Here is a 13,532-nt window from a genome sequence, read left to right as displayed (position 1 = left end):
AGACCGCACTGAGCTGGATGATGTGGAACTTCCGGGTCAGCGGCCTGCTGTGCGGGGCGAGCACCCTCGGGTTCAGCGGCAATCCGCTCTACCCCGACCCCGACCGGCTGTGGCGGCTGGTTCAGCAGGAGTCGGTGACCTATTTCGGCACCAGCCCGGGGCACCTGCAGGCCTGTCGCAAGGCGGGTCTGCATCCCGGCGCCGAGCACGACCTGAGCCGGCTGCGCACCGTTGGCAGCACCGGGTCCCCGCTGCCGGCCGACCTGTTCGAGTGGATCGCCGCCGAGGTCGGCCGGGATGTGGAGGTGTCGTCGATCAGCGGCGGAACCGACGTCGTCACCGCGTTCGCCGGGGGCACCGCCGGTGTGCCGGCGCGTCCCGGCGAACTGGCCACCCGGTATCTCGGCGTGGACCTGCACAGCTGGTCGCCGCAGCGGGAGCCCCTGGTCGGTGCGGTCGGCGAGATGGTCATCACCACGCCGATGCCGTCGATGCCGGTCGGATTCTGGGACGACCCGGACGGAACCCGTTACCGGGCAGCGTATTTCGACCATCAATGGGCGGACGGCCCCGCGCCGGGGGTGTGGCGGCACGGTGACTGGGTGACGCTCACCGACCGCGGTTCGCTGATCATCCACGGACGCAGCGACGCCACCCTGAACCGCAACGGGATCCGGATGGGCTCGGCCGACATCTACGAGGTGGTCGAAGGCCTCGATGCCGTCACCGAGGCCTTCGTGGTGGGCATCGACGGCCCCGGCGGGGCGTACTGGATGCCGCTGTTCATCACCCTGGCCGACGGCCACGAACTGGACGAGGCGCTGATCGACACCATCAGGAGCACGATCCGGCGGCGGCTCTCCCCCCGGCACGTTCCCGACGAGGTGATCGCCGCACCCGGAATCCCGCACACCCGGACCGGCAAGAAACTCGAGGTTCCGGTGACCTCGATCATGGCCGGCCACGAGGCGGTTTCGCTGGATCCGCGTTCGATCGACCGCCCGGACCTGATCGACTGGTACCGCGAGCGGGGACGGGCGCACCGCTGGGGGACCTCGTGAAACCCACTGCCCGGCTCGGACGGGGCGGGGTCGTGTAGTAGTGGAAACATGGCCCGGTCCGCTTCATCGTCGACGCCCACTGTGTTCATCACCGGCGCGGCCGCCGGTATCGGCCGTGCCACCGCCCTGGCCTTCGCGCGCCGCGGCTACCGCGTCGGGGCCTACGACATCGACCTCGGCGGATTGGCGACGCTGCGCGAGGAGGTGACCGGCCTCGGCGGTGAGATCGCCATCGGACAACTCGATGTCACCGACGCCGATGACTGGTCGGCGCAACTGGAGGCGTTCACCGGTGGTTCGCGGCGGCTCGACATCCTGGTGAACAACGCGGGGGTGCTCAGCCACGGCCGATTCGAGGCGATCCCGCTGCACAAGCATCGCCAGATGATCGACATCAACATCTATGGAGCGCTGGCCGGTCTGCACACCGCGTTTCCCTACCTGCGCGACACCACGGGATCCCAGGTGGTCAATCTCTGCTCGGCGTCGGCCATCTACGGCCAACCCGAACTGGCCACCTATTCGGCCACCAAGTTCGCGATGCGCGGGCTGACCGAAGCGCTGGAACTCGAGTGGCGCCGCCACGACATCCGGGTGATCGCGATGTGGCCGCTGTTCGTCCGGACCGCGATGATCGACGGTCTGGACGCCAACAGCGCCAAACGCCTAGGGGTGCGTCTGACCGCCGAGGATGTGGCCGACGAGATCTACGCCGCAACACATCTGCGCCACAGGGGGTTGCCGAAGGTGCACTTTCCAGTCGGCCGGCAGGCCAAGGTCCTGGCCGGGATGGCCCAGGTGTCACCGCAGTGGATGGCCCGGCTGCTGAACAAGACGGTGACGAAGACCTGACCGTCGACCTGACCGTCCCGGCGTCAGCCCACCGGCCGCGGCCCGCGAGGCGGCTGCTGGTTCTGCACGAAGGAACTACACAGGCCGATATTGCTGGCAATGCACGGGATGCCGTTGATGGTCGGGGTGTTCACCGGGGCCAGGCACTGCGCGGTGTAGGGATTGGGTTCGAAACCGGGGGCGCAGCCCTGCGCGGTCGCGGCGGGGGCCGGCGACATCGCACCGGCCAGGAGTGCACCGCCCAGCAGGGCGAATCCCCACCTGCGAACCGCGACGAACACGTCCACCTCCGCGTCACCCACATTTGCTGAAACAGGCCCGAGTCCAGGCTACGCGTAGGATCGCCGGCATGTCCGAATCCCCCGCGGAGCCCAGCGTCCAGACCGATGCCCGCGAGTACCGCGCCCCCGCCGGCCCCTCGCGATGGGTTGCACCGGTGGCTCTGACGTTGTCCGTACTCGCTCTGGCGGGTTCGTTGTGGGCGCTGCTGAAGCCGGCACCGAAGCCGCCGGGACCGTTCGCCGGCAATCCGGCGGCGGCCGACCCCAGGGCCGAAGCCTGCAAGGGGGCACTGCTGGTCGCCCAGGGCGTCGCACTGCAGTCGCGGGCCGATCTCGGCCCGGACCCGGTGGCGCTGGAAACCGTCGCTGCCAACACCCGACTGGCGATGGCGGGCGGGGCGTCCTATCTGCGGGATTTCACCCCGTCGAACACCCCGGCCGACCTCGCCGAGCCGATCGGCCTGCTGGCCAGGCAGTTGCAGGAGATCGCCCAGCATTTCTTCGTCGGGCAGTCCGGCACCGTCCCGGAGCAGACCGACCGGATGCGGGCGGCGACCGACACCACCAGCAAACTCATCGAGGCCTGCAAATAGCTCAGTGTGAGTTCAACTGCTGTTAACCCGATCTTCGCCGGTCGGCAAGGCTCTGGCCGGTCGGGCGCAACTGCGTTGCCGTTGCATACCCCTCGCGACGCCTCAATACTTTGGCGTCTTTGCTGCGAAGGGAATCGTCTGAATGTCGAAACACCACAAGAACGGTGACCGTCCGCCCGTTTTCACCGCCGGCCTGACCGGGGTAGCGGTGGTGGGCACCGGTCTGTTCATGGGAGCGGTCAACCCCGCGCACGAACCGGCCGTCGAACTGGCCTCCACTCAGTGCGCGATCGGCGACGCCCTGTGCGCCACGTCAGCGGCCGATGCCGGCGCCGCGGCGGCCTCGGTGTTCCAGCCGGCCCGTTACGCCTCCGCCACCGCCTCCGCCTCCGCGGGCGGCGGCCTGCTCGGCTGGATCATCGGCAACGGCACCGCCGAACACCCCAACGGCGGCCTTCTGGCCGGCGACGGGTACAGCTTCACCGAGAATGACGTCGACGTCTCCCCTTACTGCCAGAAGGGAAGCCCGTGCACCGGCGGCAACGCCGGGCTGCTGTTCGGAAACGGCGGCAACGGCTACGACGGCGGCGCCGGCGGCGACGCCTATCTCTACGGCCGGGGCGGTAACGGCGGCAACGCGCTGGACGTCCAGATTCCCGGTGAGCCCTTCAACGGGGGCAACGGCGGCCACAGCGGCATCTTCGGCGGCACCGACCGGGACGGCAACCTCTTCAAGGGCGGCGGCGGAAACGGCGGAAACGGCATCAACAACGGCAAGGGAGGCGACGGCGGCAACGCCGGCTGGGGCCTGAATTTCGGGCTCGCGGTCGTCGGGCGGCTGCTCGGCATGGACTTCGACAACAATGACGGCCCGGTGGTCGACTACAACTTCCTGTCGTTCGCGTCGACCGGCGGCAAGGCCGGTAACGGCGGCGACGGCACGGCGAAGTACCGCGATGGCGGCCGGGGCGGCAACGCGGGCAACGCGGCCCAGTTTCCGCTGTTCGACGCGGGCGTGACCATGAGCCACGTCGGCGGAAACGGCGGCGCCGGGTACAACAACCCGTCCGGTCCGGGCGGAAACGGCGGCGCCGGCGGCGACGGCGGCAACGGCGGCTTTTGGGGTGCAGAGGTCGGCGGCATCGGCGGCAACGGCGGCGCAGGCGGCTCCGGAACCACCGGCGGCGGCAACGGCGGGGCCGGCGGCAACGGCGGGTACGCGAGCCTGATAGCCGGCCCCGGCGGCGCGGGCGGCAACGGCGGCAACGGCGGAGCCACCACCTCCGGCCCCGGCGGAACCGGCGGCAACGGCGGCGACGGCGGCATGGGCGGTGCGGTGTCGTCGAAGGGGGGCCGCGGCGGCAACGGCGGCGGCGGCGGGAAGTCGGACAACGGCGGCGGCGGGCGGGCCGGCAACGGCGGCAAGGGCGGCCTGTCCGGGAACATCGGTGGTAACGGCGGAAGCGGCGGCAGCGGCGGCAACGGCAGCAGTGCCGCCGGCGGCGCCGGTGCGGGTGGCGACGCCGGGTTCGGCGCCTTCCAGGGCGGCTTCGGCGGCGTCGGCGGAAACGGCGGCAACGGCGGTGCCGGCGCGGCGGGCGCCCAGGGCGGCACCGGCGGCAGGGGCGGCGGCGCGATACTGCTGTCCGGCAACGGCGGCGACGGCGGGCGCGGCGGCAGCGGTAACGCCGGTGCGAATCCGGGCAAGGTCGGCCGCAACGGCGGCAGCGGGACCGGCCCCGGCGCGGGCGGCCCGGGCGGCGAAGGCGGCGCCCCCGGCGCAGCCGGCTAGCACAAACCCGAACAGGGGGCCCTGTCTCGCGACAGGGCCCCCTTTTGCGCGCCCCCGCGGCGCTCTACGGGACCCACGGCGCTGGGCCGACGGGCAGCGGGGCAGTTGCAGTCATCGTGACCGGAACCATTACGCAACGGTGGGTCCCGCGGGCACTCTCTTCCGGTGCCCCAATACGACCCGGACGTCGACTCGACCGTCCGGGCCGGGGCCTCAGTAGCCTGCCGCCGCGCAGGCCGCCTTAGCCACTTGCGCGTCGGTGTTCAACTCAGCGACATTCCCGCGCAGCGAATCGGTACCGCCGCGCAAACCCATCCGCATCAGGAGCTTGGTGGCGTCCAGCGACCACGTCCGCATCGGACCCGACACCTCCGGCGGCAGACCGGGCGTCCGGGACGCATCCAGCACTGTGGCCGCCGACTGCCGCAACGCGGTGCGTCCGATCACGTTGTTGTACGCGACACTCGGATCCCGATAGTTCACGTTGCCGCTCTTGTTCGCGGCGGCATCGGAGAAGTTCTGGTAGTTGATGGCGGCCACGCTGAGAGCGGAATCGAATGTCCTGCAGGCTTCGGCCACCGGACCGCGGAGCCGCAGCGCACCGGCGGGAGGTGCCAGCGGACCGGCGGGCGGCGCCGCGGACGCGACGTTTTCCGCCGGGACGGGCGCCGGACCCGGCGGGGGGCCGGGCGGATCCGCCGCGCCGGGTGCCGCGCACACGCACGCTGCCGCTGAAATCGCGACCGCAAAAGAAAGGGCCCGCTTCATGACTGTATTTCCTCCCCTGTCGGCTGCCGACGTGCCGAGACTACTCCGGAATCCGGCGCCCGGACTCCGGCCGACACCGCAATCCTGTTGGACCACAACGCGGCATCCCACCTTAACGGCGCGTTTGTCGTCTGTACATCTTCATCCTCAACAGTGAGCCCGCGCATCCGGAACGATTCGGTATCGCGAGCGCAACGACCCGATCACGATCGAGAGGCACCGAGAACTCCAATGTTCATCCGATCTTCCGCCCTGCTCGGTGCCTGCCTGCTGGCCGGCGTCGCCATCGGCCCGCAGGCCGTCGCCGATCCGCCTGCCGACCCCGCGGTCCAGCCGGTTGCCAACGCCGTGCCCGCTCCCCCCGCGCCGCCGGCGCCCGTCCCGCCCGGCGCGCCGATCGCGTCAGCCAGGGGCGGCAACCTCACCACACCGGACGGCTGGGTGCTCAACGTGTCGGCCACCAACGAGTCCATCGAGCCGGTGGCTTCGCTGACCAACTCGCCGTGGTCACGGGAGTACCTGGTCAGCGCCAACTTCGAGGGCACCGTGACCGGCGCGGGCAAGACCAAACTGTCCGGCGGGGTCCTGGAGGCCGGCTACCAGATCGGTTGCGGAATCACGCAGGACGCCATCGAGTCGATCTCCACCGCGACCGGCATCGCAGGCATCGGCCTGCCGTTCGCCACCGGATCGATCTTCCCTCTGATCCTCGGCGGGCAAGCCGGTCATCAGATGAAGATCGCGCTCAAGCCCGGCGCCATCAACATCGTGCCGGTGGACAAGAAGAAGTTCAAAGGCACCAAGACGCACGTCAACGTCACCGGTTACCGCATCAAAATCGACGGCTGCGCCGGGCAGTCCTTCATCCGTTCCTACGCCACCTTCACCAGTTCGACCGACAACACCGACGACGTGGTGACCTACGTGGGCGTCACCCGAGCCGTCTAGGCCGACGCACCCGAATGCCGCCCCCCACGATGAAAGGCCGATTCCCCATGCCGATCCGACTCCTTTCCGCCGCAGCAGGCGTGCTGATCGCCGTCGGCGCCGCCCCGGTTGCCGCAGCCGATCCGGTGCCCGCCCCGCCGCCGGCCGTCCCGCCCGCCGCGGCCGAGGCGGTGCCACTGGCGGCCCCGGTCGCCAACGGCGCGCCGGTCCCCCCGGCCCCACCGATCGACACCGGTGTGGTGGCCTCCAGCCCACCCGGCATCGCCAAGACCCTCGACGGCCGAACGCTGACCGTTGCGGCCAAGGACGAGACCCAGTTGCCGATCCCCCCGCTGACCACTTCGCTGGGCGCACGCGACTGGCTGGTCGGCGGCACCTTCACCGGCAAGACGACCGGCGAGGTGGCCGGCGGAACGCTCGAAGTCGGCTATCAGATCGGCTGCGGCGTCGAGATGGACAAGTACAAGCTCAACGGTGGCCTGACCGGCGTGCTCGGCAACACGAACTTCGGGGCGGCCGGCGTCATCCTGCCGCCCTCACTGGCGCTGCAGGCCCAGGGCCAGTTCGAGGTCGCGCCCAGGCCCGGCACCATCACCAACGTGACGGTGGACAAGAAGGAGTTCAAGGGCACCTCCGCCCGCGTCACCGTCAGGGACGTCCACATCAAAGTCGACAACTGTGTCGGCGCCTCGACGCTGCGCTCCTACGCGATCCTGACCAGTTCATCGACCGACGACAACGACATCGTCGCCTACTACGGCGTCGCGAAGGTCTTCTGATGCGACCGGCCGCGCGGACCCGGCTCGCCGTCGCCGTCGCGGCGACGGCGCTGGGGGTGTCCGCGTGGGCCGGTGCGCTCGCGCCGGCAGTGGCCGATCCGGGCGTCGATCCGCTGTTGCCGGTGCCCACCCCCGCTGCGGTGCCTCCCCCCGCTCCGGTGCCCGCGCCGGCGGTACCGGAGGCGGCCAAGTCGATGCTCGGCCAGGCCACCCAGGCGCTCCGGGTGAACCCGCTGGAAGCCATGACCGACCTGCTCGCGGCTTCGCCGCAACCCGCCCTGGTGGGCACGTTGCCGCCGCCGCCGGGAACGGCTCCGGTCGCCGACCCCTGGACGTTGGCGCAGGCATTGCGGCCGCAGAATTTCCGGATGCCGACCGAGGACCAGGCCTCGCCGTATGCGCTGGCGCCCAATGCCGAGCCCAGTCCGTTCGCGCGGATCGACGCGTGGAAAGGCGTGCACGCCCTGGTCCACGGCAATCTGGGGCGGATGCCCGGCGACCAGCTCGGCCAGCCGCTGCCCGGCACCGCCGCACCGCCGGGAAGCAACATCCCGCCCGGGTTGGAGCAGTTCTACATCGATCCGGCGGCGGTCCAGCCGCCGGAGGCCGCCCCGCCGCCGCTGCCGAATGCTCCAGCCGGCTGACCCGGAATCTGCTACTAATTGCCCATGAACCTTGGTCGCATCGCGGTCGCTGTCGGACTGACCATCGGGGCACTCGGCTGTGCCGCGCCCTCGGCAGCGGACCCCCTGCCGCCTCCCCTGCCCTCCCCAGTGCCGGCCCCTGTGCCGGCCCCGGTGCCGGCCCCCGTCCCGCCGCTTCCGGCGCCCGCTCCGCCGCCACCGGCGGCTCCACCGGCGGCTCCGCCGGCGCCCGCGGCGCCCGCTCCGGCGCCCGATGCGCCAGGGGTGCGCGAAACCCTGGGACAAGTCCGCAACGCCCTGGGACAGACAGGTGATCAGCCCGGTGGCCTGCTTGGATTGCCGAACCTGTCATCCCTAGTACAAGGTCAACGAGGAAACGAACTGCTCCTGGGCCAAACCGCGCAACCCGCGCTGCCGGGGGAACCGGCGGCCGGGACCATCAACACGGACCCCTGGAACCCGAATTACCTGTTGGGGCTCAACTCGAACCCGGCCGCCCCGGGAGAGGGCACGGCGGCACCCGGCTTGGCGCCCAACGACGACGTCGGCGGCGTCGGACGCATCTCCATCCTGCGTCGCGTCTACGCGATGTACCAGGACGGGGGCCTGAAGGGCGGCTTGCTCGGTCAGCAGCAGCCGGAGGAATTCGTCGTCGGACCGCCACCCGGGGTCCAACCGGCGCCCGGCACCCCCGTCCCACCGCCACCCGGCGTCCCCGTCCCCGTCCTACCGCTGCCCGGCGTCCCACCGCCACCCGGTTAAACCCGTCATTCACATGACATCTTCGTCCGCACCGGGATCAATCCGCTGATCGTGGTGGGCGCGGCGGCGCTGCTGGGCTACGCCGGCCTCATCTGAGGATAGATTCAGCACCGTGCGAGTCGACGGGCGTGAGATCGCTGTAACCGGTGATCTGCTGCAACCGCTGACCAGACGGACAAATGACATCGTCCGGGTGGGCCTGGCCACCCTGTTCCTGGCGATCGTCGTCTTCAGTTCGCTCATCACCCGCAGCGACTGGGTGGAATTGGAGAAGTCGGTCTCACGGATCGTCGGAGTGCTAACCCCGGCACAGTCCAACGCGGTGTACCTGTTCTACGGCGTACTGATCGTCGCACTGCCGTTCGTGATCCTGATCGGCCTGATCGCCGGGCGGCAATGGAAGCTGCTCGGGGCCTACGCGGCGGCCGGGGCCATCGCGGTGCTGTCCCTGTCCATCAGCGGTCAGGGCATCGCCGCCCCGCGTTGGCACTTCGACCTCAACGAGCGGCTGTCGACGATGCTGTCGCAGTTCCTCGACGACCCGCGCTGGATCGCCATGCTGGCGGCGGTGCTGACGGTGTCGGGACCCTGGCTTCCCGCACGCTGGCGCCGTTGGTGGTGGACCCTGCTGCTGGCGTTCGTGCCGATCCACCTGGTGGTCAGCGCCGTGGTCCCGGCGCGATCGCTGCTCGGGCTGGCGGTGGGCTGGTTCGTCGGGGCGCTGATCGTGCTGGTGGTCGGCACCCCGGCGTTGGACATCCCCCTCGACGGCGCGGTGCGGGCACTGGACCGGCGGCGCTTCAACACCACCGCGCTGAACGTGCTGCGCCCGGCGGGCAACGGACCCCTGGAACTGCTGGCCACCGATGACAGCGGACGCCAGGCGATCGTGGAACTGTACGGACCGAACCAGCGCAGCGGCGGGGCCGTTCGGCAGTTCTGGCGCTGGCTTGTGTTGCGGGACAGTGAGACAGCGCCGCTGCAGATGTCGCTGCACCGGGCCGTGGAACACCGTGCCCTGATGACCATCGCGGTCGGCGACCTCGGTGTGGCCAACACAAGCACCCTGTCCCTGGCCGGACTCGAGCGCGGCTGGACCATGTTCGCCCACAGTCAGCCGCGCGGCACATCCCTCGAGCACGTCGGCGACGACGACGCCGTCGCAGCCGTCTGGGAATCGTTCGCGACGTTGCACCGCCACCAGATCTCACACGGCGATCTGCGGCCCAGCGAGATCACCCTCGACTCGGGCACCGCCCTGTTCGGTGGCTTCGGGAACTCCGAGTACGGCTCCTCCGAAGAGCAGTTGCAGGCAGACATCGCCCAACTGCTCGCGACCACGACCGACCGGTTCGGCGCCAAGCCGGCGGTACGGGCCGCGATCGACGTGCTGGGAACGACCACCGTGCTGGCCGCGTCCCGCCGACTGACCCGGTCGGCGATGCCCGCCCGGATCCGTCGCAGCCTCAGTGACCCGAAGGCGGTGCTGGCGGCGGCGAGCGACGAGGTCAAACTGCAGACCGGGGCCGAGGACATCCAGACCGAGACGATCACCCGGTTCACCCGCAAGCAGGCCATTCAACTGGTGTTGCTGGTGGCGCTGGTCTACGTCGCCTATCCCTTCATCAGCACGGTGCCCGCGTTCTTTTCCGAACTGCGCCAAGCCAACTGGTGGTGGGCGCTGTTGGGTCTGGTCGTGTCGGCGCTGACCTATGTCGGCGCGGCGGCCGGACTGTGGGCCTGCGCCGGCGGAATGGTCTCCTTCCGGCATCTGGTCATCATGCAGTTCGCCAACACCTTCGCGGCGACCACCACTCCGGCCGGAGTGGGCGGTCTGGCGCTGAGCACCCGGTTCCTCCAGAAGGCGGGTTTGGGAACCGTGCGGGCCACCGCCGCGGTCGCGGTGCAGCAGGCGGTGCAGGTGATCACCCACGTGGCACTGCTGATCTTCTTCAGCGTGGCCGCCGGCGCCTCGGCCGACCTGTCCCACTTCGTGCCCAAGCTCACCCTGGTCTACCTGATCGGCGGACTGGCCCTCGGCGCGGTCGGGGCCTTCCTGTTCGTCCCGAAATTACGACAGTGGCTGGACACCGCGGTCCGGCCCAAGATCAACGAGGTGGGCAGCGACCTGGTCGAACTCGTTCGCGAGCCCAAACGTTTCGCCGTGATCGTATTGGGTTGTGCAGGAACGACACTCGGTGCGGCACTGGCCCTCTGGGGCAGCGTCCAGGCGTTCGGCGGCGACACGAACTTCGTCACCGTCACGGTGGTGACGATGGTGGGCGGGACGTTGGCGGCGGCAGCGCCCACTCCCGGCGGCGTCGGAGCGGTGGAGGCGGCACTGATCGGCGGCCTGGCGGCCTTCGGCGTGCCGACCGCGATCGCCGTTCCCGCAGTGCTGCTCTACCGGGTGCTGACGGTGTGGCTGCCGGTATTCGCGGGATGGCCGATCATGCGCTGGCTCGCCGCCCGGGACATGATCTAAGGCCGTCGGACCGGGAGGAAACGCGTTGACCCCGTGGCATGACCTGACCGGCCATGTCGCCCTGGTGACCGGCGGCAACAGCGGAATCGGAAAGGGCATGGCCCGCGGCCTTCACAAAGCCGGTGCGGCGGTTGCTATTTGGGGAACCGACGCGGTGCGCAACGACGCCTGCGTCGCCGAACTGAGTGCCTCCGGAGCGCCGGCGGCGGCATTCACCGTCGACGTCGGCGACGAGGACTCGGTCACCCGCGGCGTGGAGCGGACGCTGGATGCCTTCGGCCGGATCGACTCGTGCTTCGCCAACGCCGGCGTCCCCGGCCGCCCATCGCCCGTCGACACGATGTCCACCGAGGAATGGCGCCGGGTGATGTCGGTCAATCTCGACGGGCAGTTCTTCACCGTGCGCGCAGTGGCCGGGCACATGAAGAGCCGCGGCAGCGGATCGATCGTCTTCACCAGCAGTGTCTCGATGAGCGATGGGCTGGCCTTCGCCACCCACTACGCGGGCGCCAAAGCCGCGCTCACCGCCATGGCCCGCGGACTGGCGGTCGAGTTGGCACGCGACAACATCCGCGTCAACGCGATCGTGCCGGGCTGGACCAGGGCGGCGATGACCGAAGACCTGCTCGACTCCCCGGCAGCACAGGCCAAGATCCTGCCGCGGGTGCCACTGCGGCGGTGGGGCAGCCCGGAGGATTTCGAGGCCGTCGCCGTGTGGCTGGCCGGCCGCGGTTCGAGCTATGTCACCGGGCAGACGGTGGTGATCGACGGCGGCTACACCGTTTTCTGATCATCGGGAGTATTTGCCACGAGAAGCCCGAGCGGGGTGACTACAGCCACCCAGGACGCCCCGTAGAGGGCAATCCACCGCCTGTTCGCTGTCGGCTCAACGAGAACTCTTCGGGCACGTCCATGCGGTGTACGCCGCCAGTGGCACCGTCAGAGTGATCGGGGCGGTCGGGCCCGCGATTGGTCGCTTGCCGATTCGATCCCCGAGGGTTACCGGAAGCTTGCTGAGGTGGCATACTACCGCGCGAGGGCGGTGGAAACGACCGCGCCCGAGGACTAAGGAACCGGTACATGACCGCAGCAGATTCGTCCATGCCCGCCGGCGATCGTCAGCCCGCCCCCACGGGGCGCCGCCGCGCCGGAATTCGCAAGATCGAACTCCGCCGGGCCGTCCCCGAATCTGCAGCGGTGACATCAGGATCGGCGCGACATGTGGGCCGGGTGGGCGCCCTCGCCGTCGCCCTCGGTGTGGGCGCGGCCGTGGCCTCGGTCCCGGCGATCGCCTACGCCGACACCACGGGCTCCGGCGGATCGACCGGCTCCAACTCCTCGGACTCCCCCGACAAGACCCCGCGCACCAAGGCCAACCCGACTCGGTCGGCGCCGAAGTCGGCCCCCACCAACGACGACGGCTCGGCCACCGGCAACGGCTCGGCCTCCGGCAACGGCTCTGCCACCGGCAACGGCTCTGCCACCGTTCGCGGCGGTTCCCGGGACGACACCTCAGCGGACTCCACCCCGGCGCCGCGCGGGCGGACCAAGGCCTCCCGCAACGAGGCACCCCCGGTGACCGCCGACGCCGGCGGATCCGACGCCGCCCCCGCACCCCTGGCACCCCCCGCGGCCAGCAGGCCTGCCCCGCGCGCCCAGGCGCCGGTCCCGTCCTCGACCGAACCCGAGGCGAGGGCGGACTACGACCTCCCCGAGATCTCCTCCCCTGCCAGGGACAACTCCGCGCCGACGGTGGCCGGCAATCCGGGCGCCGCCCCCGCCCAGGCAGTCGGTTCGACGGCGCCGTCGGTGGCGTCGGTGGCGTCGGCTGCGGCGACCGCGCCGGCGATGACCGCGCCGACGGTGGCCTCCCAGCCCGGCCGGGTCAGTGGGTTGGGGAGCAATCTGCTCTCCTGGCTCGGCGCGGACGGCGACGGCGACGCCCCGGCCGCCGCCCCCCTGATGTGGACGGTGGCGGCCTTCAGCCGTCGCGACCTGGACGGCACCCGCGGCACGGCCAAGCCCGCTTCCTCCACCACCAGCGGCGAGCCCGCAGGCCTCCCGGACTTCCCCATCCTGCTGTCCGGCCCGCGCGCCTCGGCCACCGGCAACCTCACCGCTGATCCGTTGGCCGAGTTCGTCCGGGTCTTCATCGGCGACGGCACCGCGGCCAACCCGAACGCCGGCCTGCTGATCGGCGACGGCTACAGCTGGACCGCCGAGACCTGCAACCAGGACAACGCCTGCGACGGCGGCAAGGCCGGCCTGCTCTACGGCAACGGCGGCAACGGCTGGAACGGCGGCCTGGGCGGAGCGTCCGGGCTGATCGGTGACGGCGGCGCGGGCGGCGCGGGTATCGCGGCGGTCAACCGCGGTGCGGGCGGCAGCGGCGGCAAGGGCGGCCTGCTGTGGGGCAACGGCGGCGCAGGCGGCGCCGGCGCGGACTCGACCACCGGGCCGGGCAGCTTCGGCGGCAACGGCGGCGACGCCGCACTGCTGGCGCTGTTCGGCGCCGGCGGCGCCGGCGGGGCCGGCGGCGCGGGCACCACTGCGGGTGGCACCGGCGG

12 protein-coding genes and 1 pseudogene are annotated in these 13,532 nt (G+C 70.8%); 11 read left to right on the top strand and 2 right to left on the bottom strand.

Features of this window, described 5'->3' with window-relative positions:
• Positions 1-1,061 (top strand): AMP-binding protein (locus ADBZ5U_RS09515; RefSeq protein ID WP_526264743.1); only part of this gene is annotated, 1,061 nt, incomplete at its 5' end.
• 48 nt (positions 1,062-1,109) lie between these two features.
• Positions 1,110-1,913: an SDR family oxidoreductase gene (locus ADBZ5U_RS09510; RefSeq protein ID WP_526264741.1), complete on the top strand. Its 804-nt coding sequence runs from the start codon at positions 1,110-1,112 to the stop codon at positions 1,911-1,913.
• A 23-nt stretch (positions 1,914-1,936) separates the two neighbouring features.
• Here the strand turns inward: ADBZ5U_RS09510 and ADBZ5U_RS09505 are convergent, their stop codons facing one another.
• Positions 1,937-2,215: a hypothetical protein gene (locus ADBZ5U_RS09505; RefSeq protein WP_526264739.1), complete on the bottom strand. Its 279-nt coding sequence runs from the start codon at positions 2,213-2,215 to the stop codon at positions 1,937-1,939.
• Between the two features lie 47 nt (positions 2,216-2,262).
• Here ADBZ5U_RS09505 and ADBZ5U_RS09500 point away from each other — a divergent pair, with 47 nt between their 5' ends.
• Positions 2,263-2,787: a hypothetical protein gene (locus tag ADBZ5U_RS09500; protein ID WP_526264737.1), complete on the top strand. Its 525-nt coding sequence runs from the start codon at positions 2,263-2,265 to the stop codon at positions 2,785-2,787.
• A 142-nt stretch (positions 2,788-2,929) separates the two neighbouring features.
• Positions 2,930-4,579, top strand: coding sequence for a PE family protein (locus tag ADBZ5U_RS09495; RefSeq protein ID WP_526264735.1), 1,650 nt, complete (start codon positions 2,930-2,932; stop codon positions 4,577-4,579).
• A 213-nt stretch (positions 4,580-4,792) separates the two neighbouring features.
• Here the strand turns inward: ADBZ5U_RS09495 and ADBZ5U_RS09490 are convergent, their stop codons facing one another.
• Complete coding sequence (locus tag ADBZ5U_RS09490) at positions 4,793-5,347, bottom strand: Rv2240c family protein (RefSeq protein WP_526264733.1); 555 nt, start codon at positions 5,345-5,347, stop codon at positions 4,793-4,795.
• Between the two features lie 231 nt (positions 5,348-5,578).
• Here ADBZ5U_RS09490 and ADBZ5U_RS09485 point away from each other — a divergent pair, with 231 nt between their 5' ends.
• The 7 genes and pseudogenes from ADBZ5U_RS09485 to ADBZ5U_RS09455 form a co-directional block, all read left to right on the top strand.
• The gene (locus tag ADBZ5U_RS09485; RefSeq protein WP_526264731.1) at positions 5,579-6,295 is read left to right on the top strand and encodes an MspA family porin; all 717 of its coding nucleotides are present in this window, start codon (positions 5,579-5,581) and stop codon (positions 6,293-6,295) included.
• 47 nt (positions 6,296-6,342) lie between these two features.
• Entirely contained in the window at positions 6,343-7,074 is a 732-nt protein-coding gene (locus ADBZ5U_RS09480) for an MspA family porin (RefSeq protein WP_526264729.1), read from the top strand.
• Entirely contained in the window at positions 7,074-7,718 is a 645-nt protein-coding gene (locus ADBZ5U_RS09475) for a hypothetical protein (RefSeq protein WP_526264727.1), read from the top strand. Before ADBZ5U_RS09480 ends, ADBZ5U_RS09475 begins: the two co-directional genes overlap by 1 nt.
• Before the next feature lie 471 nt (positions 7,719-8,189).
• Positions 8,190-8,480 (top strand): hypothetical protein, encoded by a 291-nt coding sequence (locus ADBZ5U_RS09470; RefSeq protein WP_526264725.1) that lies wholly within the window; start codon positions 8,190-8,192, stop codon positions 8,478-8,480.
• A gap of 112 nt (positions 8,481-8,592) precedes the next feature.
• A complete protein-coding gene (locus ADBZ5U_RS09465) occupies positions 8,593-10,965 on the top strand; it encodes a lysylphosphatidylglycerol synthase transmembrane domain-containing protein (protein WP_526264723.1) in 2,373 nt (790 codons plus the stop codon).
• 25 nt (positions 10,966-10,990) lie between these two features.
• Entirely contained in the window at positions 10,991-11,755 is a 765-nt protein-coding gene (locus tag ADBZ5U_RS09460; protein WP_526264721.1) for an SDR family NAD(P)-dependent oxidoreductase, read from the top strand.
• Positions 11,756-12,162: 407 nt separating this feature from the next.
• Positions 12,163-13,532, top strand: a pseudogene (locus tag ADBZ5U_RS09455) (hypothetical protein); the annotation flags it as partial.

The sequence above is a fragment of the Mycobacterium sp. genome (assembly GCF_040398885.1).
GTDB lineage: Bacteria > Actinomycetota > Actinomycetes > Mycobacteriales > Mycobacteriaceae > Mycobacterium.
The sequence above is the reverse complement of the archived record's forward strand: the minus strand, read 5'-3'. Positions and strand labels throughout refer to the sequence as shown.